This window comes from Achromobacter sp. GQ309 (assembly GCF_059759315.1).
Genome location: NZ_JCAXDP010000007.1, coordinates 227,273 through 251,427, shown reverse-complemented (window position 1 = coordinate 251,427; position 24,155 = coordinate 227,273). Strand labels below are relative to the sequence as shown.

General features: G+C 66.2%; 21 protein-coding genes. 9 read left to right on the top strand and 12 right to left on the bottom strand.

The window, feature by feature from the left end; translation table 11 throughout:
- Positions 1 to 108: 108 nt before the first annotated feature.
- The 4 genes from AC6CIE_RS22380 to AC6CIE_RS22365 form a co-directional block, all read right to left on the bottom strand.
- Entirely contained in the window at positions 109 to 1,890 is a 1,782-nt protein-coding gene (locus tag AC6CIE_RS22380) for an IlvD/Edd family dehydratase (protein WP_498094062.1), read from the bottom strand.
- Between the two features lie 62 nt (positions 1,891 to 1,952).
- Positions 1,953 to 2,969: a TRAP transporter substrate-binding protein gene (locus tag AC6CIE_RS22375; protein WP_175124000.1), complete on the bottom strand. Its 1,017-nt coding sequence runs from the start codon at positions 2,967 to 2,969 to the stop codon at positions 1,953 to 1,955.
- Positions 2,970 to 3,000: 31 nt separating this feature from the next.
- A complete protein-coding gene (locus AC6CIE_RS22370; RefSeq protein WP_218343330.1) occupies positions 3,001 to 4,281 on the bottom strand; it encodes a TRAP transporter large permease in 1,281 nt (426 codons plus the stop codon).
- A 43-nt stretch (positions 4,282 to 4,324) separates the two neighbouring features.
- The gene (locus AC6CIE_RS22365) at positions 4,325 to 4,882 is read right to left on the bottom strand and encodes a TRAP transporter small permease (protein WP_498094060.1); all 558 of its coding nucleotides are present in this window, start codon (positions 4,880 to 4,882) and stop codon (positions 4,325 to 4,327) included.
- A gap of 130 nt (positions 4,883 to 5,012) precedes the next feature.
- Between AC6CIE_RS22365 and gntR the strand changes: the two genes are divergently transcribed.
- Complete coding sequence (gntR, locus tag AC6CIE_RS22360; protein ID WP_498094058.1) at positions 5,013 to 6,038, top strand: HTH-type transcriptional regulator GntR; 1,026 nt, start codon at positions 5,013 to 5,015, stop codon at positions 6,036 to 6,038.
- Here the strand turns inward: gntR and AC6CIE_RS22355 are convergent.
- Entirely contained in the window at positions 6,035 to 6,643 is a 609-nt protein-coding gene (locus AC6CIE_RS22355) for a TetR/AcrR family transcriptional regulator (RefSeq protein WP_343738230.1), read from the bottom strand. The genes gntR and AC6CIE_RS22355 overlap by 4 nt on opposite strands.
- A 139-nt stretch (positions 6,644 to 6,782) precedes the next feature.
- On the opposite strand from AC6CIE_RS22355, the gene AC6CIE_RS22350 reads away from it, so the two are divergent.
- The 7 genes from AC6CIE_RS22350 to AC6CIE_RS22320 all read left to right on the top strand — a co-directional run bounded on the left by AC6CIE_RS22350 (position 6,783) and on the right by AC6CIE_RS22320 (position 16,321).
- Positions 6,783 to 8,570 (top strand): ABC transporter ATP-binding protein, encoded by a 1,788-nt coding sequence (locus AC6CIE_RS22350; protein WP_498094056.1) that lies wholly within the window; start codon positions 6,783 to 6,785, stop codon positions 8,568 to 8,570.
- Positions 8,564 to 10,318 carry an ABC transporter ATP-binding protein gene (locus tag AC6CIE_RS22345; RefSeq protein WP_498094054.1) on the top strand — a complete coding sequence of 585 codons (1,755 nt, stop codon included), beginning with the start codon at positions 8,564 to 8,566 and terminating at the stop codon, positions 10,316 to 10,318. The genes AC6CIE_RS22350 and AC6CIE_RS22345 overlap by 7 nt, the downstream gene beginning before the upstream one ends.
- The gene (locus AC6CIE_RS22340; protein ID WP_498094052.1) at positions 10,318 to 11,259 is read left to right on the top strand and encodes an ABC transporter permease; all 942 of its coding nucleotides are present in this window, start codon (positions 10,318 to 10,320) and stop codon (positions 11,257 to 11,259) included. The genes AC6CIE_RS22345 and AC6CIE_RS22340 overlap by 1 nt, the downstream gene beginning before the upstream one ends.
- Positions 11,259 to 12,206, top strand: coding sequence for an iron chelate uptake ABC transporter family permease subunit (locus AC6CIE_RS22335; protein WP_498094174.1), 948 nt, complete (start codon positions 11,259 to 11,261; stop codon positions 12,204 to 12,206). The genes AC6CIE_RS22340 and AC6CIE_RS22335 overlap by 1 nt, the downstream gene beginning before the upstream one ends.
- Complete coding sequence (locus AC6CIE_RS22330) at positions 12,203 to 12,979, top strand: iron ABC transporter ATP-binding protein (RefSeq protein WP_498094050.1); 777 nt, start codon at positions 12,203 to 12,205, stop codon at positions 12,977 to 12,979. Before AC6CIE_RS22335 ends, AC6CIE_RS22330 begins: the two co-directional genes overlap by 4 nt.
- Positions 12,976 to 14,004, top strand: coding sequence for a siderophore ABC transporter substrate-binding protein (locus tag AC6CIE_RS22325; protein WP_498094048.1), 1,029 nt, complete (start codon positions 12,976 to 12,978; stop codon positions 14,002 to 14,004). The genes AC6CIE_RS22330 and AC6CIE_RS22325 overlap by 4 nt, the downstream gene beginning before the upstream one ends.
- A gap of 100 nt (positions 14,005 to 14,104) precedes the next feature.
- Entirely contained in the window at positions 14,105 to 16,321 is a 2,217-nt protein-coding gene (locus tag AC6CIE_RS22320) for a TonB-dependent receptor (protein WP_175138554.1), read from the top strand.
- On the opposite strand, the gene AC6CIE_RS22315 is transcribed toward AC6CIE_RS22320, so the two are convergent.
- The 7 genes from AC6CIE_RS22315 to AC6CIE_RS22285 form a co-directional block, all read right to left on the bottom strand.
- The gene (locus AC6CIE_RS22315) at positions 16,293 to 17,192 is read right to left on the bottom strand and encodes a DMT family transporter (RefSeq protein ID WP_498094046.1); all 900 of its coding nucleotides are present in this window, start codon (positions 17,190 to 17,192) and stop codon (positions 16,293 to 16,295) included. The two genes, AC6CIE_RS22320 and AC6CIE_RS22315, sit on opposite strands and share 29 nt — an antisense overlap.
- A 45-nt stretch (positions 17,193 to 17,237) precedes the next feature.
- The gene (locus AC6CIE_RS22310) at positions 17,238 to 18,302 is read right to left on the bottom strand and encodes a histone deacetylase family protein (protein ID WP_498094044.1); all 1,065 of its coding nucleotides are present in this window, start codon (positions 18,300 to 18,302) and stop codon (positions 17,238 to 17,240) included.
- A gap of 47 nt (positions 18,303 to 18,349) precedes the next feature.
- A complete protein-coding gene (locus AC6CIE_RS22305; protein ID WP_056569641.1) occupies positions 18,350 to 18,640 on the bottom strand; it encodes a cupin domain-containing protein in 291 nt (96 codons plus the stop codon).
- Between the two features lie 36 nt (positions 18,641 to 18,676).
- On the bottom strand, positions 18,677 to 20,317 hold the full coding sequence (locus AC6CIE_RS22300; protein WP_175138551.1) for an ABC transporter ATP-binding protein: 1,641 nt from the start codon (positions 20,315 to 20,317) through the stop codon (positions 18,677 to 18,679).
- Positions 20,318 to 20,326: 9 nt separating this feature from the next.
- Positions 20,327 to 21,166 carry an ABC transporter permease gene (locus AC6CIE_RS22295; RefSeq protein ID WP_056569649.1) on the bottom strand — a complete coding sequence of 280 codons (840 nt, stop codon included), beginning with the start codon at positions 21,164 to 21,166 and terminating at the stop codon, positions 20,327 to 20,329.
- Positions 21,163 to 22,170 carry an ABC transporter permease gene (locus tag AC6CIE_RS22290; protein WP_498094042.1) on the bottom strand — a complete coding sequence of 336 codons (1,008 nt, stop codon included), beginning with the start codon at positions 22,168 to 22,170 and terminating at the stop codon, positions 21,163 to 21,165. Before AC6CIE_RS22290 ends, AC6CIE_RS22295 begins: the two co-directional genes overlap by 4 nt.
- A gap of 100 nt (positions 22,171 to 22,270) precedes the next feature.
- Complete coding sequence (locus AC6CIE_RS22285; protein WP_175124014.1) at positions 22,271 to 23,848, bottom strand: ABC transporter substrate-binding protein; 1,578 nt, start codon at positions 23,846 to 23,848, stop codon at positions 22,271 to 22,273.
- Between the two features lie 108 nt (positions 23,849 to 23,956).
- Between AC6CIE_RS22285 and AC6CIE_RS22280 the strand changes: the two genes are divergently transcribed.
- A complete protein-coding gene (locus tag AC6CIE_RS22280) occupies positions 23,957 to 24,151 on the top strand; it encodes a hypothetical protein (RefSeq protein ID WP_451999709.1) in 195 nt (64 codons plus the stop codon).
- Positions 24,152 to 24,155: the final 4 nt, after the last annotated feature.

The following is a 24,155-nucleotide window of genomic DNA, read 5'->3' as shown; positions in this document are numbered from 1 at the left end:
AACCGCTTACCGAATCGACGACCGAACTGCCCTCCGACGCAACGACAGAATCCGCCTCGGACCCGGCCGACACGCCTGCTCGCAAATAGCCCGCACGGCCCGCATACGTCAATGCGAATGCCGCGGATCCCCGCGCGTCTCCACCACTTTCAAATACAGCGTCGCCGCTTCCAGGCACCCGCCCGTGGACAGTTGTCCCACGGTCTGCCGGTAGAGCTCCTGCCAGGGCGTCTGCGACGGCGGCGCTTCGTACGCCGGTTCCTGGCGGCGCCGTTCCAGTTCTGATTCATCCACCTGCAAAATGACCGACCGTTGGTTCAGGTCCACACGGATCCGGTCGCCGGTGCGCAGAAGCGCCAACCCGCCGCCCACCGCAGCTTCGGGCGACATGTTCAGGATGGAAGGGCTGGCCGACGTGCCGCTCTGGCGGCCGTCGCCCATGCAGGGCAGCGAGTCGATGCCGCGCTTGATAAGATGCGACGGCGGCGCCATGTTCACGACTTCCGCGCTGCCGGGATATCCCACGGTGCCCGCGCCGCGGATCACCAGAATGCAATGTTCGTCGATGTTCAGGGCCGGGTCTTCGATGCGGGCGTGATAGTCCTCCGGGCCTTCGAAGACGATGGCGCGCGCGTCGAAGGCGTTTTCCGAGCCGGGCTCCGACAGGTACGCGCGGCGGAATGCCTCGCCCACGACCGACATCTTGATGATGGCGCTATCAAAAAAGTTGCCGGACAGCACGATGAAGCCGGCGCGGTGCTTGAGCGGCGTGTCGCAGCTTCGGATGACGTCGGGGTTATGGGTCTTGGACGCTGCGGCAATGTCGCCGATGGTCTTGCCCGACACGGTCCCGCAGTCAGGATGCAGACGGCCCGCGGCCAGCAGCTCGTGCAGCACGGCCGGCACGCCGCCCGCGCGGTGAAAGCCTTCGCCCAGGTGCTCGCCGGCCGGCACGCAGTTGACCAGCAGCGGCACGTCTTCGCCCAGCCGCTGCCAATCGTCCAGGCTCAGGTCGACGCCCATGTGGCGCGCAATTGCGATCAGATGCGGCGGGCAGTTGCTGGACGCGCCCAGTGCCGAGGCAACGACGATGGCGTTTTCGAACGCCTGCCGCGTCATGATGTGCGAAGGCCGCAGGTCCTCGCGCACCATGTCGCAGATGCGCATGCCGGTGGCATAGGCCATCTGGCCGCGTTCGCGATACGGCGCGGGAATGCTGGCACAGGTGGGCAGCGACATGCCCAGCGCTTCGGCCAGCGAGTTCATGGATAGGGCGGTGCCCATGGTGTTGCAGTGGCCGATCGACGGCGACGATGCCGTGGCCAGCGTCATGAAGCCTTCGTAGTCCAGCTTGCCTGCGGCCATCAGGTTGCGCGCGTGCCAGATGACGGTGCCCGACCCCACGCGCTGCCCCTCATGCCAGCCATCCAGCATGGGTCCGCCGGACAGCACGATGGCCGGAATGTCCACGGTGGCCGCGGCCATCAGGCACGCGGGCGTGGTCTTGTCGCATCCGGTGGTCAGCACCACGCCGTCCAGCGGATAGCCGTGCAGGATCTCCACCAAACCCAGATACGCCAGATTGCGATCCAGCGCCGCGGTGGGCCGTCGGCCCTGTTCGGCCAGCGGATGCACCGGGAATTCCATGGGGATGCCGCCGGCGTCCCGGATGCCCGCCTTGATGCGTTCGGCCAGCGCCAGATGATGGCGATTGCAGGGCGCCAGGTCGCTGCCCGTCTGCGCGATGCCGATGATCGGCCGCCCCGACTGCAGTTCCTGGCGCGTCAGGCCGTAGTTGAGATAGCGCTCGACGTAGATCGCCGTCATGTCGGCGTGCGAAGGATCGTCGAACCATTTCTGGCTGCGCAGTCGGCGGGGTGTCTGGGACATGGCTGTCTCGCTTCGGTTGCTTACTGGCCCGGACCAAAAGCGGATCCGGGCCACCATTGGCGCTAGTTGCGCGCCTTCTGGATTTCGTCGTTCAGCTGCTTGACCAGTTCCGGGCCGAGCTCTTGCGTGTACTTGTCGACCACGGGCTGCACCTTCTGGCGCATGCGGGCCACTTCTTCCGGCGTGACGGTGTTGATCTTCATGCCGTTCTTTTCAAGCGTACCCATGGCCTTGGTGGAATCGGCGCGGCTGTCCTGCCGTTCAAAGTCGCGCGACGACGCGGCGGCCTGGCGGATCAGCTTCTGCTCGTCGGGCGACAGCGTGTCCCACCACTTCTTGGACGCCAGCACCACCCACGGCGTGTAGACGTGGCGCGTGATGGTCAGGTAGGGCTGCACCTCGTAGAACTTGCTGCTCTGGATCGTGGTGATGGGATTTTCCTGGCCGTCCACCGTGCGCGTTTCCAGCGCGGTGAACAGTTCCGAGAACGGCATCGGCACCGCGTTGGCGCCCAGCGTGTTGAACACACCCAGCGCGATCTGGTTCTGCATCACGCGCAGCTTGATGCCCTGCAGGTCCTCGGCGCGCGTGATCGGCCGCTTGGAATTGGTCATGTTGCGAAAGCCGTTTTCCCAATAGACCAGGCCGACCAGACCTTTGGCTTCCAGTTTTTTCAGCAGATCCTGCCCGAGCGGGCCGTCCAGCACCGCGTCGGCCTCTTTTTCGCTGTTGAACAGGAAAGGCAGGTCGAACACGCCGAATTCCTTGACCATACCCGCCAGCGGCGCGGTGGATCCCACCATCATTTCCTGCGCGCCGCCCACCAGCGCGCTCTGCATCTGCTCGTCCGAGCCCAGGTTGGCCGAACCGAAGGTCCGCATCTTGAGCTTGCCGCCGCTGACTTTTTCCAGTTCCTGCGCCAGATGGCGGGCCGCGCGGCCCTGTACGCTTTCCTCGTTCAGTCCGTAGCCAAAGCGGATGAGGCGCGGCTTGACGTCCGCGGCCGCGGCCACCCCGGCGACGGTGCAGGACAGCACCGTCGCCAGGACAAGAATGCGGGTCTTGAATTGCTTGATCATGGTGTTTCTCCTCGGGGGTTTTCAAGTGCCGCTAGTGCATCCAGCGTGCGGGTACGGTGATCAGTTCGGGGAAGATCACCAGCAGGACCAGCAGCAGTGTGTAGGCCACGACGTAGCGCCACACCCCTCTGCAGATGGTTTCCATATTGATGCGGGCCACGCCGCAAACCACGTTGAGCACCGTGCCCACCGGGGGCGTCAGCAGGCCGACGCTGCCGACCATGACGAACATGACGCCGAAGTAGACGGGGTCGATCCCTGCCTTGATGACGACGGGCATGAGTACGGGCCCGAGGATCAGGATGGTCGGCGTCAGATCCATCACCGTGCCGACCAGCGTCAGCAGGATCAGCAGCGCGAACATCAGCATCTTTGGCTGATCCATGACCGGCTCAAGCAATGCGATCAGGTCCTGCGGCAGGTCCGCCAGCGTGATCATGTAGGACGAGACCATGGCGGCTGCCACCAGAAACATGACCACGGCGGTGGTGCGCGCCGCGTTGATGAAGAGCGGTCCCAGGTCGCGCCAGCCGATTTCGCGGTAGACGAAGAGGCTGACCAGCAACGCATACACGGCGGCGACGACGGCCGCTTCCGTGGGGGTGAAGATGCCGCCCCGCAGGCCGCCGATGATGATGACCGGCAGAAAGAGCGCCCACAGCGAGCCGCGCAGCGCCTTAAGGCGGTTGCTCCAGGGCTCACGCGGCGCAGGCTTGATGCTGCCGTGCTTGCGCGCCACCCAGGCCCACACCGCCACCAGCGTCAACCCCATCATGAGGCCCGGTGCGATGCCGGCGAAGAACAGCTTGGTGATCGACACGTTGGTGGCGACCCCGAAGATGATGAACGAGATCGACGGCGGGATGATGGGCGCGATGATGCCGCCGGCGGCGATCAGGCCCGACGCCTGGCCGGCCTCATAACCCTTCTCGCGCAGCATCGGGATGAGCAGTGATCCCAGCGCCGCGGCGTCTGCCACGGCCGAGCCAGACAGCGACGCCAGCAGCACGCTGGCGAAAATGGCCACATATCCCAGGCCGCCCTGGATGTGGCCCACGAACGTGTTGGCCAGATGCACGATGCGCCGCGAGATGCCGCCGGCGTTCATCAGTTCGCCAGCCAGCATGAAAAGCGGCACCGCCATCAGCGTGAAGCTGTTGGCGCCGGACAGCATGTTCTGGGCGAGGAGCTGGGTGTCGTAGAAGTCCAGCTGGAACATCATGACGATCGCGCTGATGATGAGCGCGAAGGCGATCGGCATGCCCAGGGCGATCAGCCCCAGCAGCACGACTAGGAAGACGGTCAGGATCATTGCGGATATCCGGGCAGGTGATTGGGGGCGGGGAGGGGCGGGTTCACACCGCCGGGTCTTCCGGACTGGACTCCGCCGGCAGCGGGCCGCCCGCAATCACGCGGACCAGGTCGATGAGGGTCAGAATGCCCATCGCCACGGCGGCATACAGGCCGGCCGCGTTAAAAACGGCCAGCGGCATGCCGGTGACCGGCAGCACGGTGTCCATGCCGATCACCGTCTGGACCCAGCCGCCTTCGGCCATCAGCCACAGCACCCACAGGATCATCAGCTGGCAGGCAATGTGCGACACGCGGCGGGAGGCCGGGCCGAAGCGTTCGACCAGCATGGTGACCCCGATGTGCTGGTGTTCGCGCAGCGCGATCACCGCGCCCAGGAAAATCATCCAGACAAAGGCCAGGCGCGAGACCTCGTCGGAGACGTTGATGCCGGAGTTGAAGAGATAGCGCAGCGCCACGTTGCCGAACAGCAGCACGACCATCACGATCAGACAGGCCACCATCAGCCAGGTCTGCAGCACAAAACACCAGTCCGCGGCGCGGGCCAGCGGCGACCGGCCGGGACGCGATGGCCCCGGCCGCCCCAATGGGGAAGCTTGCATGGTTGTCTCCTCTCCGTTTTTCCGGAGTTTTTTAATCATTTGATGCGGATCATGTTAGCGCTAACATTTTTGCTTTGGCAAGCCTCTTTTTTTCCGTCAGACTACGCGCTTGCATTCACCGCGAGGGTCCATGTCCATCCGCAAACCCCGAAGCTCGCGCGCCGGCCGCGTCACCATGCAGGACGTCGCGCGGCGCGTCGGCGTCAGCGCCATCACGGTCTCGCGGGCGCTGCGCACGCCGGACAAGGTGGGGGAAGACCTGCGCCAGCACATCGCGCGGGTGTGCCAGGAGCTTGGCTACGTGCCTAACCACGCCGCCAGCGCGCTTGCATCGGCGCGGTCGCAGACCATCGTGGTGCTGATTCCGTCGCTGAGCAACGTGGTCTTCGTGGACATCATCACGGGCATCAAGGAAGTGTTGGACCAGCACGGCTACCACATGCTGATCGGCGTGACGGGCTACTCGCCGGACGAAGAAGAGGCGCTGTTGCGCAAGTACCTGCAGCACTCGCCCGACGGGTTGGTGCTGACCGGCATCGATCACAATCCGGGCGTCTGGGAACTGCTGCGCGCGCAGGCGATTCCCACGGTGCACACGATCGAAACGCTGGAAGGCAACGACGACATGAGCGTCGGGTTCTCGCAATTCGACTCGGGCTACGCCGCCGGCCGCCATCTGGTGGAGCGCGGCTACCGCCGCATCGGCATCATCGGCGCGCAGTTGGATCCGCGGTCGCTGCGCCGTTGCGAGGGGTGCCGGCAGGCGCTACGCGATGCAGGCTTGTATGACGCGGCGCTGGAAATCATGACGCCGGAGAAATCGTCGATCAGCCTGGGGGCCGCGCTGATGCAGGACCTGCATACGCGCCACCCGGATTGCGACGCCGTGTTCTTCTGCAACGACGACCTGGCGCAGGGCGCGGTGTTCCAATGCGGCCGCGATGGGTTGCAGGTGCCGGCGCAAATGGCGATCGTCGGGTTTCATGACCTGGCGGGCACGGCCTGGACCACGCCGCCGCTGTCTACCATCGCCACGCCGCGCTATCAGATCGGGCTATCCGCCGCGCGATTGCTCATGCAGCATCTGGCGGGCGAACCCGTGCCCGAGCGGCACGTGGATCTGGGTTTCGAACTGGTCCAGCGCGAAACCAGCTAAGCGTCCTCCAGCATCGCCATCAAACCGATGATCAGCGCCTGCATGCCCTGATCCAGTTCCACTTCCATCTCGGATTCTTCCGCCGTGCGCGCGGCGTCGACAACCGGCTCCAGCCCGGCAACCGAATACACCGTGTCCGCCACCGCAAGGCCGTGAAACGCCACGGTCGCCAGCAGGATGCGCGATTGTTCCTTTGAGATGCCATAGGCGTCGGCGATGTGGCGCTGATGCCCGTCGATCTTCGCCAGCATGGACGGCGTCGCGGCCAGCCGCCGGATGACGTAGGGCGTCACGCCCGGATGCGCCTTGACGAACTCGCGCACGGATGTCGCGAATACCGTCAGGTAGTCCTTGAGATCGCCGCGATCGTGGCTACAGGCCTGCGGAATCTGCCACCGCTTGAAGATCTCCTCGGCGACCAGGCGCTTGAGCTCTTCCAGGCTGGGCACGTGCTTGTACAGCGCCATGTGGCTGACGCCCAGCGCTGCTGCGACGCCGACGAACGTGATGTTGGGCAGGCCCACGGCGATGCCGGCATCGGCGATCCGCTCGCGGGTGATGGTGGGAGGGCGTCCCCGTGCGGGGCGGCGCTCTGGCGGCTGCATGTCTGATCCCTGTTGTTGGCGTCGGCGATCCCGCACTTTAACCCGTCCCGCAATTATTTAGTTTATTGCTATGCAACTATTTCAAGATTTAGTTTATAGTGATGCAAATAATTATCAACTTCGTCCTGGTACTTCGTTCATGAGCACTTCCGGAGCCGCGCCGGCCCACGCTAAACACCCCGGCCCGCTCAGCCTGGTGTTGACCCCGATTCGCGGGCAACTCATTGCCGCAGCCGCGCTTGCCGCAGTTGGCACCATGCTCACGCTGGCGCCGCTCGCCGCCATCGCACACATTGCTCGCCTCATCCTGGAAGGTCCCGAACCAACGGCTCCCGAGCTTTGGTGGACTGTCGCCGCTGCCGTCGCGTGCCTGTTCACGGGCATGGCGCTGGTGTCGGCTGCCGAACTGACCGCCCACCTTGCCGACAACCGGATCACGCATCATCTGCGCTTGGCCGGCGCGAGGCGGTTGGCGCAAGTGCCGCTGGGCTGGTTCACGGACCAGGCCTCCGGCGAGGTCAAACAGGCATTGCAGGACGACATGGCGACGCTGCACAGCCTCACCGCGCATTTCTTCACGGCGGTGGGACGCGCCGGCGGCGCCATCGCGGCGTCGGCGGTCTACCTGTTTGCGCAGGACTGGCGCCTTGCCATCGCGGCGCTGCTGCCGTTCCCGGGCTTCTTCCTCTTTCTGCGCCGGGCCATGAAGGCCGGCAGCGCGAACATGCCGGTGTTCGTGGAACGCCTTGGCCGCCTCAACGGCGCGACCGTCGAATTCGTCAATGGCATACCCGTGGTCAAGGCGTTTGGCGATGCCGGCAAGGCGCATCGCGGCTACCGGGACGCGGTGGACGGCTTTGCCGCGGCTTTTGCCGACTTCACCCGGCCATTGGTCGCCGCGATGGCGCGGGCCCACGCGCTGATCGCGCCGGTCACTGTTCTGGGCGTGGTGCTGGGCGCGGGCGCGCTGTTCGTGGCGCTGGATTGGATGGCGCCGGTGGACGTGCTGCCTTTCGCATTGGTGGCGCCGGGTATCTGCGCGCCGATGCTGTTGCTGCACACGCTGTTGCACGATCTGGGCAGCGCCACGGGCGCGGCGCAACGGGTGCTGGCGCTGATGAATACGCCCGTGCTGAAGGCGCCGGCGGCCGGCCACGGCCAGATTCCTAAAGGGCATGAAGTGCGGTTCGAGGATGTCAGCTACCGCTACGGCGATGGTCACGAGGCCGTGTCCGGCATCACGTTCACGCTGGCGCCCGGCACGGTGACCGCCATTGTCGGCCCGTCCGGCGCCGGCAAATCCACGCTCGCCCGCCTGCTGGTGCGCTTCTTCGACCCGGCGCAAGGGCGCATCACACTCGGCGGCGCGGACCTGCGCCAGATCGAGAGCGCGCAGCTCTACCGGCGCATCGGCTTCGTGCTGCAGGAGGTGCGGCTCATCCACGCCAGCGTGCGTGACAACATCGCGCTGGGCCGGCCGGGCGCCACCCAGCAGGAAATCGAAGCCGCCGCGCGCGCCGCAAACATCCACGAACGCATCCTGGCCCTGCCGCGCGGCTACGACGCCGTGATCGGCGAAGACGCGCAGCTCTCGGGCGGCGAACGCCAGCGCGTGAGCATCGCGCGCGCCGTCCTGCTGGATCCGCCCGTGCTGGTGTTGGACGAGGCCACGGCCGCAGCCGATGCAGGCAACGAAGCGGCCGTCCAGGAGGCGCTGTCGCGCTTTGCGCGGGGTCGCACGCTGCTGGTGATCGCGCACCGGCTGGACACGGTGGTGCATGCCGATCACATCCTGGTCCTGGAAGACGGGGCCATCACCGAACAGGGGCGGCACGACGCGCTGCTGGCGCAAGGCGGCTGCTATGCGCGGCTATGGGCGCAGGGCGGCCATGCGATGGCGACGGCGCAAGAGGAGCCGGCATGCTGACGACCTTTGTGCGCCTGCTTGGCAACGACGTTGCCTTCCTGCGCCGCTACGGGTGGCTGGCGGCCGCCTACGGGCTGGCCTGCGGGCTGACCATGGCGGCCACGGCGCCGCTGCTTACGCATCTGCTGGCCGGCGACACGCGGCAGGCCGCTGCGTGGCTGGCTGCGGTGCTCGCCGGGGTGGTGTGCTGCGGGGCGCTACGCCTGCCGGTCGAACGGGCCGGCGTGCGTGTGGGCGTCGCCATCCTGCAGGCTGGCCGCCATCGGCTGGGCAACCATGTGGCGCGCCTGCCTGTCGGCTGGTTCACGCCGCAGAACACCGCGCGTCTCAGCCATGTCGTCACGCAGGGCATGATGACCGTGGCCCAGTTGCCCGCGCACGTCTTCACGCCGCTCGTCGCAGGTGTGGCGGCGCCCCTCGTGCTGGTGGCGGCGCTGTTTGCGCAGCATTGGCTGCTGGGGCTGATCGCACTGGCGGCGCTGCCGCTGCTGGCGGGCGTGCTGGCGCTGACCGCGCGGTTGGCGGGGCGCGCCGACGCCGAGTTTCATCGGCGCTTTGCCGAAACCAGCCAGCGCGTGGTGGAGTTTGCGCAGGCGCAGTCGGTGCTGCGCGCCTTCAGCGCGGAAGGCGGCGGCATGCGGCACATCGAGCAATCCCTCGACGCGCAGCGCCGATCGGGCACGCGCCTGATCTGGCGGTCGGCGGCCGCGGCCGTCCTCAACGTCTGGGCGGTCCAGGCCGTCTTTGCCGCCCTGCTGATCGCGGCGGCTCTGTGGCTCAACGGATTGCTCGCCGCCGGCGCCGCTACCGGGGAATTGGTGGCCGCCGTTGTCGCGATGCTGCTGGCGGTGCGCTACATCGACGGCTTGCTCGAGGTTGCCGGCTACGGCGAGGTGCTGCGCGGCGCGCGCGCCCAGCTTGATGAGATCGACGCGCTTTTTGCGGCGGCGCCCTTGCCGGAGCCCGCCGCACCGCAGACGCCGCGCGACGCGTCCATCGAATTGCGCGACGTGCGCTTTCGCTACGCGCAGGACACGCCCGACGTGCTGCACGGCCTGAACCTGCGCATCGCGCCGGGCAGCATGGTCGCCCTGATCGGCGCATCGGGGTCCGGCAAGACCACGCTGGTGCGGCTGATCGCGCGATTCTTCGACGTGACGCAAGGCAGCGTGCACATCGGCGGCGTCGACGTGCGGCAGATCGCCAGCACGCAACTGGCCGGCCACATCAGCCAGATATTCCAGGACACCTATCTCTTTACCGGCACCATTGCCGACAACATCCGCGCCGGCCGGCCGGGCAGTGAAGATGCCGATGTCCTGCAAGCCGCGCGCGAAGCTGGCGTGGACGAGATCGCCGCCCGCCTGCCGCAGGGCATGGACACACCGGTGGGCGAGGGCGGCGCGCGGCTGTCGGGCGGCGAGCGCCAGCGCATCGCCATCGCCCGCGCGCTGATCAGCAACGCGCCCATCCTGCTGGTGGACGAGGCCACTGCGGCGCTGGACGCGGGCAATCAGGCCGTCATCGCCGGCACGCTGGCGCGCCTGCGCGGCAAGCGGACGCTGGTGGTCATTGCGCATCAGTTGTCGACGGTGGCGATGGCTGATGAGATTGCGGTGGTGGAGGACGGCCGGATCGTCGAAGCGGGCACGCCGGCGGCGCTGCGCGCGAGCGGCGGGCGGTACGCGCAATTCCTGACGCAGCGCGAGGCCGCCAAGGGTTGGCGCATCGCCGGAGACCGCGTCTGATGCGTGCCGGGCTGTCGGTGCTGTTCGTCATGCTGTGCGGCGCGTCCCTCCTGGTCGGGGCGCGGCAGTTGTCCTGGACGCAGCTGTTTACGTTGTCCGGCGACGCGTGGCTGACGCTGACCGCCAGCCGCCTGCCTCGGCTGGCCGCGCTGGTGCTGACGGGCGTCGGCCTGTCGGTGTGCGGTGTGATCCTGCAGCACATCGTGCGCAACAAGTTCGTCGAACCCGCCACCTGCGGCGGGCTGGACGCCGCCAAGCTGGGCATCCTGGTTGCGCTGACGGTGGCGCCGTCGATGGGGCCGGGCGGGCGGATGGCGTTTGCGCTGGCATTCTGCTTTGCAGCCAGCCTGGCCTTCGTCATGATCGTGCGCCGCATCCGGTTCAAGAACACGGTGCTGGTGCCCGTGATGGGGCTGATGTTCGGCGGTGTGCTGAGCGCGCTGGCCGAATTCCATGCCTATCGCAACAACATCCTGCAAAGCATGCAGGGCTGGCTGCTGGGCGACTTCTCAAAGATCGTGCAGGGCAATTACGAGATCATCTATCTCATCCTGCTGATCGTCGTGCTGACGTACCTGTATGCGCACCGCTTCACGGTGGCCGGCATGGGCGAGGACATGGCCGCAAGCCTGGGGCTGAATTATCCGGCCACCGTCGCGCTGGGCCTGATGCTGGTGGCGGTCACGGTGTCGGCCACAGTCATCACGGTGGGCGCGATTCCGTTCGTGGGTTTGGTGGTGCCCAATCTGGTCGCGCTCCACTACGGCGACAACCTGGGCCGCACGCTGCCCGTCGTCGCCTTGGGCGGCGCGTCGCTGCTGCTGGTCTGCGACATCCTGGGGCGCGTGCTGATCTATCCGTTCGAAGTGCCCATTGGCCTGACGGCGGGGGGCGTGGGCGGCGTCCTGTTCCTGGCGCTGATTCTCTGGAAGCACCGATGATGCGCGCAGCTTCCCGGAACGCGGTCTGGATGGCGGTCATCGCGTTGGCCGTGGTGTTCCTGTTTTTCCGGTCGGGCCTGGACTTCGGCTACGTCATCCCCAAACGCCTCGCGCGGCTGGCGGCCATGGTGATCGGCGGCGTCTGCATCGCGTGGTCGTCGATCGTGTTCCAGACACTGACCGGCAACCGGATCCTCACGCCCGCCATCATGGGCTACGAGGCGGTGTACCTGCTGCTGCAGTCCGTGTTGATCCTGGCGCTGGGCACGCAAAGCCTGGTGCTGCTGGGGCCGAACGCCAACTTCCTGGTCTCGGTCCTGGTGATGCTGGCGTATTCGTGGATTCTGCATCGCTGGCTGTTCCGCCGCGGCAGGCAGAACGTGTACTTCCTGCTGTTGGTGGGACTGGTGCTGACCATGGTGATCGGCACCTTCACGCAGTTCGTGCAACTGAAGACCAGTCCGGGCGAGTTCTCGATCCTGCTGGGCTTTACCCAGGCCTCGTTCGGCAAGGCCGAGCCGGCGCAGTTGCTGGCATCCGCCGCCGTTGTTGCCGCGGTATGCCTGGCCGGACGCAGGCAATTGCCGACGCTGGACGTCCTGTCGCTGGGGCGTGACCAGGCCATGTCGCTGGGTGTTGACCATCCGCGGGCCGTGCAACTGCATCTGGCCTTGATCGCGGTGCTGGTTGCCGTTTCCACCAGCCTGCTGGGACCCACGGCGTTCATGGGCATCTTCGTGGCCAACACCGCGTATGCCCTGGCACGCACACGCCGGCATCGCGTCACATTGCCCACCGGCTGCGCCATCGCCGTCGGCATGTTCATCCTGGCCCAGCTCGCGGTCGAACACATCTTCAACTACAAGACCACCGTCGGGATCCTGGTCAACCTGGTGTGCGGCGGCTGGTTTCTCGCGCTGATGGCGCGCACGCGGGGCGCCGCATGATCACGACCAGAAATCTTTGCAAAATCCATGGCGCGAAAGCGGTCCTGCGCGACGTGAGCCTGCAGTTCCCCCAAGGCAAGCTGACATCGCTCATCGGCCCGAACGGCGCGGGCAAGACCACGCTCCTGATGATGATGGCGCGGTTGATGGAACCGACGCAGGGCGACGTCTTCATCGGCGACCGCAACGTGGCGGACATGCGCCGCGCCGATTACGCGCGGCGCGTCGCAACCTTGCGCCAGTCTCCCGACTTCAACCTGCGGCTCACGGTGGATGACCTGGTGGCATTCGGGCGCTTTCCCTACAGCCGCGGCGCCTTGACGCCGCAGGACATGCAGGCGATCGACGAGGCCATCTCGTTTCTATCGCTGGAGCCGCTGCGCCGCGCCTACCTGGACGAGCTGAGCGGCGGCCAGCGGCAGATGGCGTTCATGGCCATGACCATCGCGCAGCAGACCGATTGCCTGCTGCTGGACGAGCCGCTGAACAACCTGGACATCCGGCACGCAGTCCAGATCATGCGTGCGCTGCGCCGCCTGTGCGACGACCACGGCCGCACCGTGATCCTGGTCGTGCACGACATCAACTTCGCGGCCAGCTATTCGGACCATGTCGTCGCGCTGAAGGGCGGGGTGGTGCATTGCGCGGGCGCGGTGCATGAGGTCATGACCGAAGACCGGCTGCGCGAACTGTATGGACTGGATTTCGAGATCACGCAGGGCGATCGCGGTCGCCTGTGCAACTACTTCAATCCCCCTGGAGAACTGAAATGATCCTGTCCCACTGGCCGAGGGCGCTGCTGCTAGCCGCGGCACTGGCCGCAACAGCGGCGCTGCACGGCTGCGGGCAAGCCACGGACACGCCCAAGGCCGCGGCGGCATCGGCCGCCGCGGCAACGGCCGCCGCGGCACCCGCGGATGCGCCGTCGCAGAATGCTTATGTTCCGATCACCGTCAAACACAAGCTGGGCGAGACCGTGATCGACCGGCTGCCGCAGCGCGTGGTGGCCCTGGACATGAACGAAGTCGATTTTCTGGACGAGCTGGGCGTCCCCGTCGTGGGCATGCCCAAGGACTTCGTGCCGCACTTCCTGGTCCGCTACCGCGACGCGCCCGACGTGCAGGACATGGGCGCCATCGTCCAGCCGAATCTGGAGCGCGTGCACGCGGCAAAGCCGGATCTCATCCTGATCACCTCGCTGCAGGCGAACCACTACAAGGAGCTGAGCCAGATCGCGCCCACCGTCCACTTCGACGTGGACTACCGCGACAGTCAGGCCGACCACATCGAGATCGTCAAGGACCATCTGCTGACGCTGGGGCGCATTTTCGCTAAGGAGGACCTTGCCCGCAGGAAGGCGGCTGATCTGGACGCCAAGGTTGAAGCGGCCCGCGCGCTCATCCGCGACCGTCCGGAAACGGCCCTCGTCGTGCTGCACAACAACGGCGCCTTCAGTTCGTTCGGCGTGCATTCCCGCTACGGCTTCATCTTCAAGGCGCTGGGCGTGAAACCGGCCAGTCCCTTGGCCGATGGCGGCCTGCATGGCCAGCCGATCTCCAGCGAATTCATCCAGCAGGCGAACCCGGGCATCGTCTACGTGGTCGACCGCACGGCCGTGATGGAACGCCGGCCGGCCCTGAACGCCGAGACGCTGGGCAACCCGCTGCTGCGTCAGACGGCCGCGTGGCAAGACGGCGGCGTGGTCTTTGCCGACGCCGAAGCCTGGTATGTCACTGCCGCCAGCGTGAAGTCGCTGCATCTCATGATCGACGAAGTCATGAGGCCTTACCGGAACTGATTCCTCAAGACGCCCCGCGCGTCATTGCCGATCCAAACGTAAATGATTCCCAGTCGCCCGGATTGCCGGGCGATCCCAGCTCAACTGAACGGAGCATTCCATGAGCAAACGTCGCCATAGCGGCCGCGTCGCACGTCCTTCGCCGCTAGCCGGGCAGGCAAAGCCCGCCTTTTCCTTGAACCCTTTCGTCGCCGCCGTGTTCGGCCTTACGCTGGGCGCCGCGGTTGCGACGCCGGCGTGGGCGCAGCAGGAGACGGGTGTGAAGACCCTGCCCACGGTGACCGTTACGGGCCAGGCCGATGCGCAGGAAGCGCCGTCAACGCCCTACGCCGGTGGCCAGGTCACGTACGGCGGCCGTGTAGGCTTCCTGGGCGACAAGGACTTCATGGACACGCCGTTCTCCGTCATCAACTACACGGAAAAGTACATCGAGGACCTGCAGGCCAAGGACATCACCGATGTCATCGCCCGCACCGACCCGTCGGTGTTCAGCAACGGCGTGTCGGGCGCGTGGAGCGAAAACTACTCGATCCGCGGCTTCTCGTCCGCCACCACCGACATGACGTTCAACGGGCTGGCCGGCATGGCGCCTTACTACCGGACGTCGCCCGAGATGTTCGAGCGGATCGAGGTCTTGAAGGGCCCGTCCGCCTTGCTGAACGGCATGCCTCCCGGCGGTTCGGTCGGCGGCACGGTCAACCTGGTGTCCAAGCGCGCCGGCGCCGAGCCGCTGACGCGCCTGACGGCCACCTACATGTCGGACGCGCAGTTCGGCGGGCACCTGGACATGGGTCGGCGCTTCGGCGAGAAACAGCAGTTCGGCATCCGGTTCAACGGCATGTACCGCAACGGCAACGGTCCCGTCGACGACCAGAAAAAGCGCGCGCAACTGGCGTCGCTGGGCCTGGACTGGCGCGGCGAGCGGGTCCGCATCTCCGCCGATCTGTACGACACCGATGAGCGCATCGACGGCGTGACGCGCGGCATCAACCTTGCGCCCGGCATCGGCGTGCCCAAGCCGCCCAAACCCGAAACCCTGTTGAACCCGGATTGGGCCTACGTGAAGAACCAGGATCGCGGCGCCATGATCCGCGGCGAATTCGACGTCACCGACAAGCTGATGGCGTACGCGGCCATCGGCACCAGCCGTTCCGAATACACCTACAGCGGCGCCATGTCGGCGCAGGTGTTCAACGATGCCGGCGACTTCCGCACGTCGATGGGGCAACTCAACATGGAGGTGGACAAGACCTCCGGCGACGCGGGCCTGCGCGGCAAACTGCAGACCGGCGCGATCAAGCATCAGTGGGTGCTGAACGCCACGTACTACTCCGATGATCAACACGATTACGGCCGCCGCTCGGTGCCCGGCGCGGACTGGGTCACCAACATCTACAACCCCGTCTGGGGTCCGGCGCCCGCCGGCGTTTTTCCCCCCATCATGCACAGCAAGACGCGCATGATCAGCTATGGCCTGGCCGACACCTTGTCCTTTGCGGAGGACCGCGTGCAACTGACGCTGGGCGCGCGCCGCCAGGAGGTCCGCACCGACAGCTTCAGCGTCGCCACCGGCGCGCGCACCAGCCGCTATGACGCCCACGCCACGACGCCCGCCGCCGCGCTGCTCGTCAAGGCGACGGACAACATTTCCGTGTACGCGAACTACATCGAGGGCCTCTCCAAGGGTCAGTCCGCGCCCGCCACCGCGGCCAACGCAGGCGAGCTCTTTGCGCCCTTCAAGACCAAGCAGAAGGAGATCGGCCTGAAGGTCGACCTGGGCGACTTCACCCATACGCTGGCGCTGTTTGAAATCGAGCGCCCCAGCAGCTACACCGATCCGGTCACAAACATGTTCTCGTTCGGCGGCGAGCAGCGCAACCAGGGCGTGGAATGGGGCTTCTTCGGCGAACCGCTGCGTGGCGTGCGCCTGATCGGCGGCGTCGCCTACATCGATCCCAAAGTGACGAAAGCGGCCGTCGCGGCCAACGAGGGCAAGCAGGCCACCGGCATCCCGAGGCTACAGGGCAAACTTGGCGTGGAATGGGACGTGCCGGCGGTGCACGGGCTGACGTTGACGGCCAACGCGACCTCGGTGTCCAAGCAATACATCAGCGCGGACAACTCGCTGTCGGTGGGCGGGCGCACCACATACGACATCGGCGCGCGCTACGCCACGAAGGTGGCGGACCGCCAGGTGGTGCTGCGCGCCGCCATCAACAATCTGACGAACAAGGCCTATTGGGGCATGCCGCAGCTCTCCAGCCTGGCGCTGGGCGCGCCGCGCACGTTCATGCTGTCGGCGTCGATGGACTTTTAAGGGGGCGCAGCGCCAGAAACACCCCGGCCGCCATGATGAGCCCCATGCCCGCCAGCGCCAGCGCGTCTGGCGGGCGCTGGAACCAGAACGTGCTGAAGCCCAGCGCCAGCAGCAACTGGAAGTAGTTCAGCGGCGCCAGCGTCGCGGCCGGGACGCGCTGGAAGGCGGCGATCAGCAGGATCTGCGCCAGTCCGCTGCACGCGCCCAGCGCAAGAATGAGGGCAATGTCCGCCGGTCCCGGCCAGGGATCAGGCAGGAAGAAGGGCGCCGGCAGCGCCGTCACGATGAGGCAGATGAACGCGGTGTACGCATACTGCACCGGCCCCGGCACCTTGTTCGACAGCTTGCGCGTCAGCACCTGGAAGATCGCGTAACTGACGGCGGACACCGCCATCAGCAACGTGCCCAGCAGAGGCAGGTCGCCGCCGGGCCGCACGATCAGCAGCATGCCGCCAAACCCCGCAGCCACGGCGCCCCATTGCGCCGCGCGGACGCGTTCGCCCAGCATCCAGGGCGACAGCGCCACCATGATGAGCGGGGCCGTGAAGTAGATGGCGGTGGCTTCGGACAGCGGCATCCAGATCAGCGCGGTCATGAAGCAAGTGGCCACCGTGGCCAGCATGACGCCGCGCAGCACCAGCAGCGGCTTTTCCGGCGCGTCGCGCAGGCGCAGGCCGCGCCCATGGCGCCACAGCATGCCCATCGCCAGCGTCACCACCGCCAGGTAGCGCATCACGTTCAGGAAGGGCGCGGGGTAGCGTTCCAGCAACTGCTTGGCGCCCGCGTCGAAGGTGGCAAACGCCACCAGCGCCGCAAAGAACAGCAGGATGCCGGTCTGGCGCGCGGGCGTTGATCCGGTCAGGGCGCTCATCCGGCGCACGTGCTCATGCACGCCTTTGCGCACCCCCGGGCATGGTCACTTGCCGCCACGGTCGAATCCTTCAAGAAACGCGTCCAGCGCCGGTCCGATCGCCTCGACCATGTAGCCGCCTTCCTGCACCACCACGGTCGGCACGCCCAGACCGGCGACGCGCGCGCCGATGTCGCGGTAGGCGTCGATGTCCAACCGGAGCACGCTGATGGGATCGTCCTTGTACGTGTCGAACCCCAGCGGCAAAACCAGCGCCTCGGGCGCATAGCCCGCCAAGGCGTCCAGCGCCGTGTCCAGCGCCTGCAGGAATTCCGCGTTGCCGCAGCCGTGCGCCAGCGGCAGGTTCAGGTTGTAGCCTTCGCCCGCACCGTGGCCGCGTTCGTGCGCGTAGCCGGTGTAGAAGGGGTAATAGCCCGCCGGGTCGGCATGAAGCGACACCGTCATCACATCCGGCCGCTGGTAGAAGATGTTCTGCGTGCCGTCGCCGTGATGCGCGTCCACGTCCAGCACCGCCACCTTTGACCACGTTTGCAGCAGCCGGCTGGCCGCGGCGGCGCTGCTGTTCAGGTAACAGAAGCCGCCCGCGCGATCGCGATGGGCGTGGTGGCCGGACGGCCGGCACAGCGCATACGCCACCCCGCCACCGCCCGCCACATGATCCGCCGCCGCCAGCGCGCTATGGGTGGACCGCAGCGCCGAGCGCCATGTCTGCCGCCCGATGGGGCAGGACAGGTCGCTCAGGTAGTACCCGGTCTGCGCCACGATGGACGGCGAGGGGCAGGGGCCGCGCCCGGCGGCATCGATGCGGCCGTTGTAGTACGGCGAGAGATTCGGCAGAACCTCCGGCCCGGGATCGACCCCCGGCGCCTTCAACGCCTGCCAGCGCGCAAAGGCCGTTTCCAGATAATCCAGGTAATCCGCGCTGTGGACGTGTTCGAGCGGCTTGCGTCCATAGTCGGCCGGCGCTTCGACCTTGATGCCGCGGGCGGCCAGCGCCTGCTGCAGGTTCTCGGCGCGCGACGGCAGGTCGGTCGGGGCGCTGATGCGGCCCAGCCGCATGAATTGGCGGGGCGAATGCAGCAGCTGTTCTTCGGAAAAAAAGGCCTTCATGGATATCCTCGCTCAGACCGTCCGGGTCAATGCCAGATGCGCGGGGCTCATGCCCGCTTCAGTTCGATCTCGACGAACACGAATTCCGTGTCGCTGGGATTGATGACGTTGTGCTCCACGCCGACCGGCCGGTAGTACGCCACGCCGGTGGTGAGCTGGCTGGTGACCTGGCCGGTGGGGGTGTCCAGCAGCAGCGGGCCGGTGGTCTGCGGCACCACCACGTAGTTCATGCCATGGCGGTGCCAGCCCGTCTCGCCACCCGGCGGGAAACGCCACTCGGTGACGGTGACCTGCTCGTTGTCGATCTGCACGGTGGGGATTGCGGCGGGGCGTTGCATAAGCGGTTCTCCTGAATGGCGATGACGGAATGGCGGTCAGGCGGCCTGCGCCTTGGTCGGGTCCCAATGCTGGCCCGGCACCGCGGCGATCAGCTGGCGCGTGTACGCATGCTGCGGGTTGTCGAAGATCTGGGCAGGCGACCCGTACTCGACCACCTTGCCGCGATGCATGACCAGGACCGAATTGCAGATCTGCGCCGCTACGCGCAGGTCGTGGGTGATGAACACCAGCGCAATCTTCAGCCGCTGCTGCAGGTCGTGCAGCAGTTGCAGCACCTGCGCTTGCACCGATACGTCCAGCGCGGAGACCGATTCATCGGCCACCAGCACCTTGGGTTCCAGCGCCAGGGCGCGCGCGATGCCGATGCGTTGGCGCTGGCCGCCCGAAAACTGGTTGGGATAGCGATCGAAGGCGGACGGATCCATGCCCACCAGCGACAGCAGCTCGCGCGCCCGGGCCTCGGCCTGCGCCCGCGCCACGCCGTTGGCAACCGGGCCGTCGCTGATGATGCGGCCTACGGTGTGCCGGGGGTTGAGTGAGGCAAACGGGTCCTGGAAGATCATCTGGATTTCGTGCCGCATCGGTCGAAAACGCGATTCGGGCAGCGTGGCGATGTCCTGCCCGTTGAACAGCAACTGGCCGCCATTGATGCCGACAAGCTTGAGCAGGCATTTGCCTATCGTTGACTTGCCGGACCCCGATTCACCCACGATGCCCAGCGTCTCGCCGCGCCGCACGGCAAAGCTCACGCCGTCCACCGCGCGCACCTCGCGCTTGTTGCCCAGCCAGCCGTGGCCGATCACGTAGGTCTTCTTCAGGTCCTTCACTTCCAGCACCGGTCTGTCGTCCGCGATCCCGGCGCGCTCCTCGCCGCGCCGGTGAGGCACCGCCGCGATCAGGCGCTGGGTATACGGATGGCGCGGACGGTTGAGCACTTCGTCGGCAGGGCCTTGCTCCACCAGAATGCCTTTCTCCATGACGGCCACGCGATGGGCGATCTCGGCCACCACGCCGAAATCGTGCGTGACGAACATCACGCCCATGCCTTTCTCTTTCTGGATCCGCGCGATCAGCGCCAGGATCTGCGCCTGCGTCGTCACGTCCAGCGCGGTCGTGGGCTCGTCCGCGATCAGCAGCGCGGGTTCCAGCGCCAGCGCCATCGCGATCATGACGCGCTGGCGCTGTCCGCCTGACAGCCGGAATGGGTAGACGTGATAGAGCGTCGCCGGGTCCGGCAGGCCCACGAATTCCAGCAGTTCCAGCGTGCGCTTCAGGCGCTCGGCGCCTGGGTAGGCGTCATGCACGCGCATCACCTCGCTGATCTGCTCGCCCACCGTCATCAGCGGGTTCAGGGCCGACAGCGGCTCCTGGAAGATCATCGCCATGTCCTTGCCGCGCATGGCCTGAAGCGCCGGCTCGTCCAGCTGCAGCAGGTCCTGGCCGCGGAACAGGATGCGGCCCTGCTGCGGCGTCAGGTAGTCGGGCAGCAGTCCCATGATGGCGTTGGCGCTCATGGACTTGCCCGATCCGGATTCGCCGACGATGCACAGGATTTCCCCGGCGCGGATGTCGTACGAGACGTCCTGTACGGCGTAGGGACGATCGCCACCCTTGGGCAGCGCGATGGTCAGGTTCTGGATGGACAGCAGCGGCGTCGATTCTGAGGTTGGATTCATGCCGGCCTCCTATTCGCCGCGCTTGCGCAGTTGCGGGTTGAGGGCGTCGTTCAGGCCTTCGCCGATCAGGTTGATGGCCAGCACGGTCAGCAAAATGGCGACGCCCGGCCACACGCTCATCCACCAGGCTTCGCGGATCATCGTGCGCGCCGCGCCGATCATGAAGCCCCAGCTCATCAGGTTGCGGTCGCCCAGGCCCAGGAAAGACAGCGACGATTCCGTCAGGATGGCGGTCGCCACCATGAACGAGGCCGACACGATGATGGGCGACATGGCATTGGGCAGGATCTGCGTGCCCACGATGCGCGCCGGCGTCTGGCCAATCACGATGGCCGCCTGCACGAATTCGCGCTGCTTGAGCGTCATGAACTCCGACCGCACCAGCCGCGCGGCCGGCGGCCAGGACACCACGGCGATCGCGCCCATGATCGAATACACCGACGGACTCAAAATGGCGACCAGCACCACGGCCATCGCCAGTTGCGGAATGGTCTGGAAGAATTCGGTGAAACGCATCAGCGCGTCGTCTACGCGGCCCCCGCAATAGCCGGCCACCGACCCCACCAGGATGCCGAACAGCAGCGCCACGGCGGTCGACAGCAAACCGACCATCAGCGACACGCGTGCGCCCCATACCAGGCCGGCCGTGATGTCGCGGCCCAGCATGTCCGTGCCGAACGGATAGTCCGCATTGGTGAACGGCGGGATCAGCGGATCGGCCACCATCATCCATGGCGATTCCTCGTACAGCAGCGGCGCCGCCAGAGCCACGGCCACCACGATCAGCATGATGACCAGGCCGGCCACCGCCCCGTAATTGCGCATGTAACGTTGGGCGAATGACTTCATGCGGAGGCTCCTTGCTGCGCACCCGCGCCGATGCGCGGATCGATCAGGCGGTACAGCACGTCGGTCAACAGGTTGAAGACGACGACCATGATGGACGTGACCAGGAAGATGCCCAGCAGAAGCTGGTAGTCGCGTTGCAGCAGGGCGTCAAACATCAGGCGTCCGATGCCGGGCCACGCGAAGACGGTTTCGGTCAGCACCGCGCCGCCCGCCATCTGCCCGAGCTGGATGCCGGCAAACGTGATGACCGGCAGCAGCGCGTTGCGCAGCACGTGCGCGCGGATCACACGGCTGGGGCTCACGCCCTTGGCGCGGGCCGTTTTCACAAAGTCCATGCCGATCACTTCCAGCATCGACGCGCGGGTCAGGCGCACATAGACGGCCATGAAGAAGCAGCCCAGCGTCACGGTCGGCAGGATGAGGTGCAGGGCGATGTCGCCCGCGCGCGCCCAGCCGGTCAGGTTGGCGCCCACGGTTTCCATGCCGAACGCCGGCAGCCAGCCCAGCACCACCGAAAACAGCAGGATGCCCATCAGCGACAGCCAGAAGAGCGGCGTGGCGTACAGGAGCAGGGCGCCGGTCATCACCGAGCTATCGATCCAGCGGCGCTTGTTGCGGTAGCGCGCCTTGGCCGCCACCACGCCCAGCAGCACGCCCAGCACGATGGAAAACACGAAGGCGCACGACATCAGGAGGAACGTGGCGGGCAGGCGCTCGACGATCAGGTCCAGCACCGGCACGTGGTTGCGGTACGAAAAGCCCAGGTCCAGCTGCACCACGCCCTTCAGATAAAGCAGGAGCTGCATCAGGATCGGCTTGTCCAGCCCGAAAGCGACCCGCAGCTGGTCCACGTAGGCGGCATCGCCCGCACCGGCCTGGCCGGCGAGCACGGCGGCGGGGTCGCCGGGCGCCAGCCGTATCAGGAAGAAATTGATGATCACCACGCCCAGCACCACCACCAGGGCCTTGCCGATGCGGGAAAGCAGGAAAGACAGGAATCTCATGCTCGGGTCCTTTCAGGACGGGCTTTGCCGGCGGCAAGCGGGCCCATCGCGCAGCGGGACGCCGCCGCAGGTCAAACCCACGGCGGCGCATCGGCAGCGCTTACTTCTTCTCGATGTAGACGTCGTCGAACGACTCGTTCAGACCGATGGCGGTCTTGACCAGGTTCTTCACGTTGGCGCGAGACAGGGTGGGGAACTCCATGTCGACCAGGAATCCGTTGGCCACCTCGTTGACGAGGGTCGTCTGGATCTTGGTGTAGAGCTCCTGGCGCTTGGCCGGATCGACCTCGGAGGCGGCGGCCTCCCACAGCTTGTCGGTCTCGGGATTGCTGTATCCCTGCACGTTGGCAAAGGGCGATCCCTTGACGATGTTCGACGAGATGTACAGCCGCTGCACGCCCAGCGCGGGGTCGCCGTACTGGTAGGTGAAGGTGGTGGTCAGGTCGAAGTCCCAGTTGCCGGTGCGGCTGGCCCAGCCGCCCGCGTCGGTCGATTCCACATTCACCTTGAAGCCAAGCTGTTCCAGCGCCTGCTTGGTGTATTCACCCAGGCGGTCCCAGGTCGAACCATACGGAAAGCTCAACTGGCGGATCGTGTAGTCGCCCGGCTTGATGCCTGATTCCTTGATCAGCGCGCGCGCCTTCTTCATGTCGAACGGCATCGGCGGCATGTTCTTGTCGTAGAACATCTCGGTCGTCACGAACGGGCTGGTCGACACCTTGCCCAGGCCGAAGAAGATGTTGTTGACCACCATGTTGCGGTTCATCGCGGCCATGACGGCCTGGCGCACCTTCAGGTTGTCGAAGGGCGGCTTGCGCATGTTGAAGATCAGGTAGGCCTGCGGCGAGAACATCTCCCAGCCCGCGGTGGTGTATTCCACGTTGGGCAGGCCGCGCAGGCGCTTGATGTCGACGTTGTCCACGTCGCCGCCGCGCAGCACGTCCACGCTGCCGCGCTCAAAGGCCACGGCGCGCGAGGCCGCATCCGGAATCACGTTGAACACCAGCTCATCCAGATAGGGCTTGCCCGGCTTCCAGTAGTCGGGATTGCGCGCCAGCTTGATGTATTCGCCGCGCTTCCATTCCTTGAAGACGAACGGGCCGGTGCCCACGGGCTTCTGGTTGGCGGGGTTGGTCATGTAGTCCGTGCCGGCGTACAGATGCTTGGGCATCATCGGCGCAAAGCCGGGTTCGAACATCAGCATGAAGGCCGGGAACGGCGTCTTCAGCTTGATGACCACGGTCTTGGCATCCGGCGCCGTCACGGAATCGACGAACTTGTTCAGGATGACGCGGGCACGCGCATGGGTCTTGGGCAGCATCTCCGCCAGCGAGAACACCACGTCTTCGGACGTGAACGGTTTGCCGTCATGCCACTTCACGTTGTCCTGCAGATGGAAGGTGTAGGTCAGCCCGTCAGCGGCGGCTTCCCAGGACTTCGCCAGGCCAGGTTGCGGCTTCAAGTCGGTGGAGTAGGTCAGCAGGCTTTCGTAGATCTTGCCTGCAACGAATTGCGTTGGCCCCTGCTGATTGATGGCCGTCACGATGACCGGCGGTTCGGGCTGCACGATCATGTTCAGCGTGCCGCCTTTGGTCTGGGCGAACGCCTGCGTGGCGGGCAGCGCGGCCGCAAGGACCAATGCGCCGATGCTTAGGGAAAACCAGTTTTTCGATTTCACTGCGAGCCTCCGGGCTGGAAAGGGTCGGACAGGCGGCCGCCTGGACGCGGCGATAGCCGTGCCGAATCAAGCAAACCTCATGCCACCTGCGTTTCTCGGGTACTGCGGGTGGAGCTGCTGCAACAATGCTTCGTTCAGGTGCTGGTTAAGGCGCCGCGCACCAATGCGGAGAATTCAATGGTGCTTCGCCAGGGCGGCGAGGGCGGCGCGGTCGTCGGCTGCGGTGCGGTGAGTGTCCGGCTGCAAGTTTTTTCCCCTTTGCATTTTTTGTTGGACGAATCAGGCGTGCTGGCTACGGCTTAGGAAA

Excerpts from the sequence above, each read along its gene's own strand:
- AC6CIE_RS22310 (WP_498094044.1), bottom strand. The coding sequence starts at position 18,302 with ATGAAGGCCTTTTTTTCCGAAGAACAGCTGCTGCATTCGCCCCGCCAA.
- AC6CIE_RS22350 (WP_498094056.1), top strand. The coding sequence starts at position 6,783 with ATGAGCACTTCCGGAGCCGCGCCGGCCCACGCTAAACACCCCGGCCCG.
- AC6CIE_RS22325 (WP_498094048.1), top strand. The coding sequence starts at position 12,976 with ATGATCCTGTCCCACTGGCCGAGGGCGCTGCTGCTAGCCGCGGCACTG.
- gntR (WP_498094058.1), top strand. The coding sequence starts at position 5,013 with ATGTCCATCCGCAAACCCCGAAGCTCGCGCGCCGGCCGCGTCACCATG.
- AC6CIE_RS22300 (WP_175138551.1), bottom strand. The coding sequence starts at position 20,317 with ATGAATCCAACCTCAGAATCGACGCCGCTGCTGTCCATCCAGAACCTG.
- AC6CIE_RS22315 (WP_498094046.1), bottom strand. The coding sequence starts at position 17,192 with ATGAGCGCCCTGACCGGATCAACGCCCGCGCGCCAGACCGGCATCCTG.
- AC6CIE_RS22335 (WP_498094174.1), top strand. The coding sequence starts at position 11,259 with ATGCGCGCAGCTTCCCGGAACGCGGTCTGGATGGCGGTCATCGCGTTG.
- AC6CIE_RS22365 (WP_498094060.1), bottom strand. The coding sequence starts at position 4,882 with ATGCAAGCTTCCCCATTGGGGCGGCCGGGGCCATCGCGTCCCGGCCGG.
- AC6CIE_RS22370 (WP_218343330.1), bottom strand. The coding sequence starts at position 4,281 with ATGATCCTGACCGTCTTCCTAGTCGTGCTGCTGGGGCTGATCGCCCTG.
- AC6CIE_RS22345 (WP_498094054.1), top strand. The coding sequence starts at position 8,564 with ATGCTGACGACCTTTGTGCGCCTGCTTGGCAACGACGTTGCCTTCCTG.
- AC6CIE_RS22295 (WP_056569649.1), bottom strand. The coding sequence starts at position 21,166 with ATGAAGTCATTCGCCCAACGTTACATGCGCAATTACGGGGCGGTGGCC.
- AC6CIE_RS22340 (WP_498094052.1), top strand. The coding sequence starts at position 10,318 with ATGCGTGCCGGGCTGTCGGTGCTGTTCGTCATGCTGTGCGGCGCGTCC.
- AC6CIE_RS22355 (WP_343738230.1), bottom strand. The coding sequence starts at position 6,643 with ATGCAGCCGCCAGAGCGCCGCCCCGCACGGGGACGCCCTCCCACCATC.
- AC6CIE_RS22375 (WP_175124000.1), bottom strand. The coding sequence starts at position 2,969 with ATGATCAAGCAATTCAAGACCCGCATTCTTGTCCTGGCGACGGTGCTG.
- AC6CIE_RS22305 (WP_056569641.1), bottom strand. The coding sequence starts at position 18,640 with ATGCAACGCCCCGCCGCAATCCCCACCGTGCAGATCGACAACGAGCAG.
- AC6CIE_RS22380 (WP_498094062.1), bottom strand. The coding sequence starts at position 1,890 with ATGTCCCAGACACCCCGCCGACTGCGCAGCCAGAAATGGTTCGACGAT.
- AC6CIE_RS22320 (WP_175138554.1), top strand. The coding sequence starts at position 14,105 with ATGAGCAAACGTCGCCATAGCGGCCGCGTCGCACGTCCTTCGCCGCTA.
- AC6CIE_RS22330 (WP_498094050.1), top strand. The coding sequence starts at position 12,203 with ATGATCACGACCAGAAATCTTTGCAAAATCCATGGCGCGAAAGCGGTC.
- AC6CIE_RS22290 (WP_498094042.1), bottom strand. The coding sequence starts at position 22,170 with ATGAGATTCCTGTCTTTCCTGCTTTCCCGCATCGGCAAGGCCCTGGTG.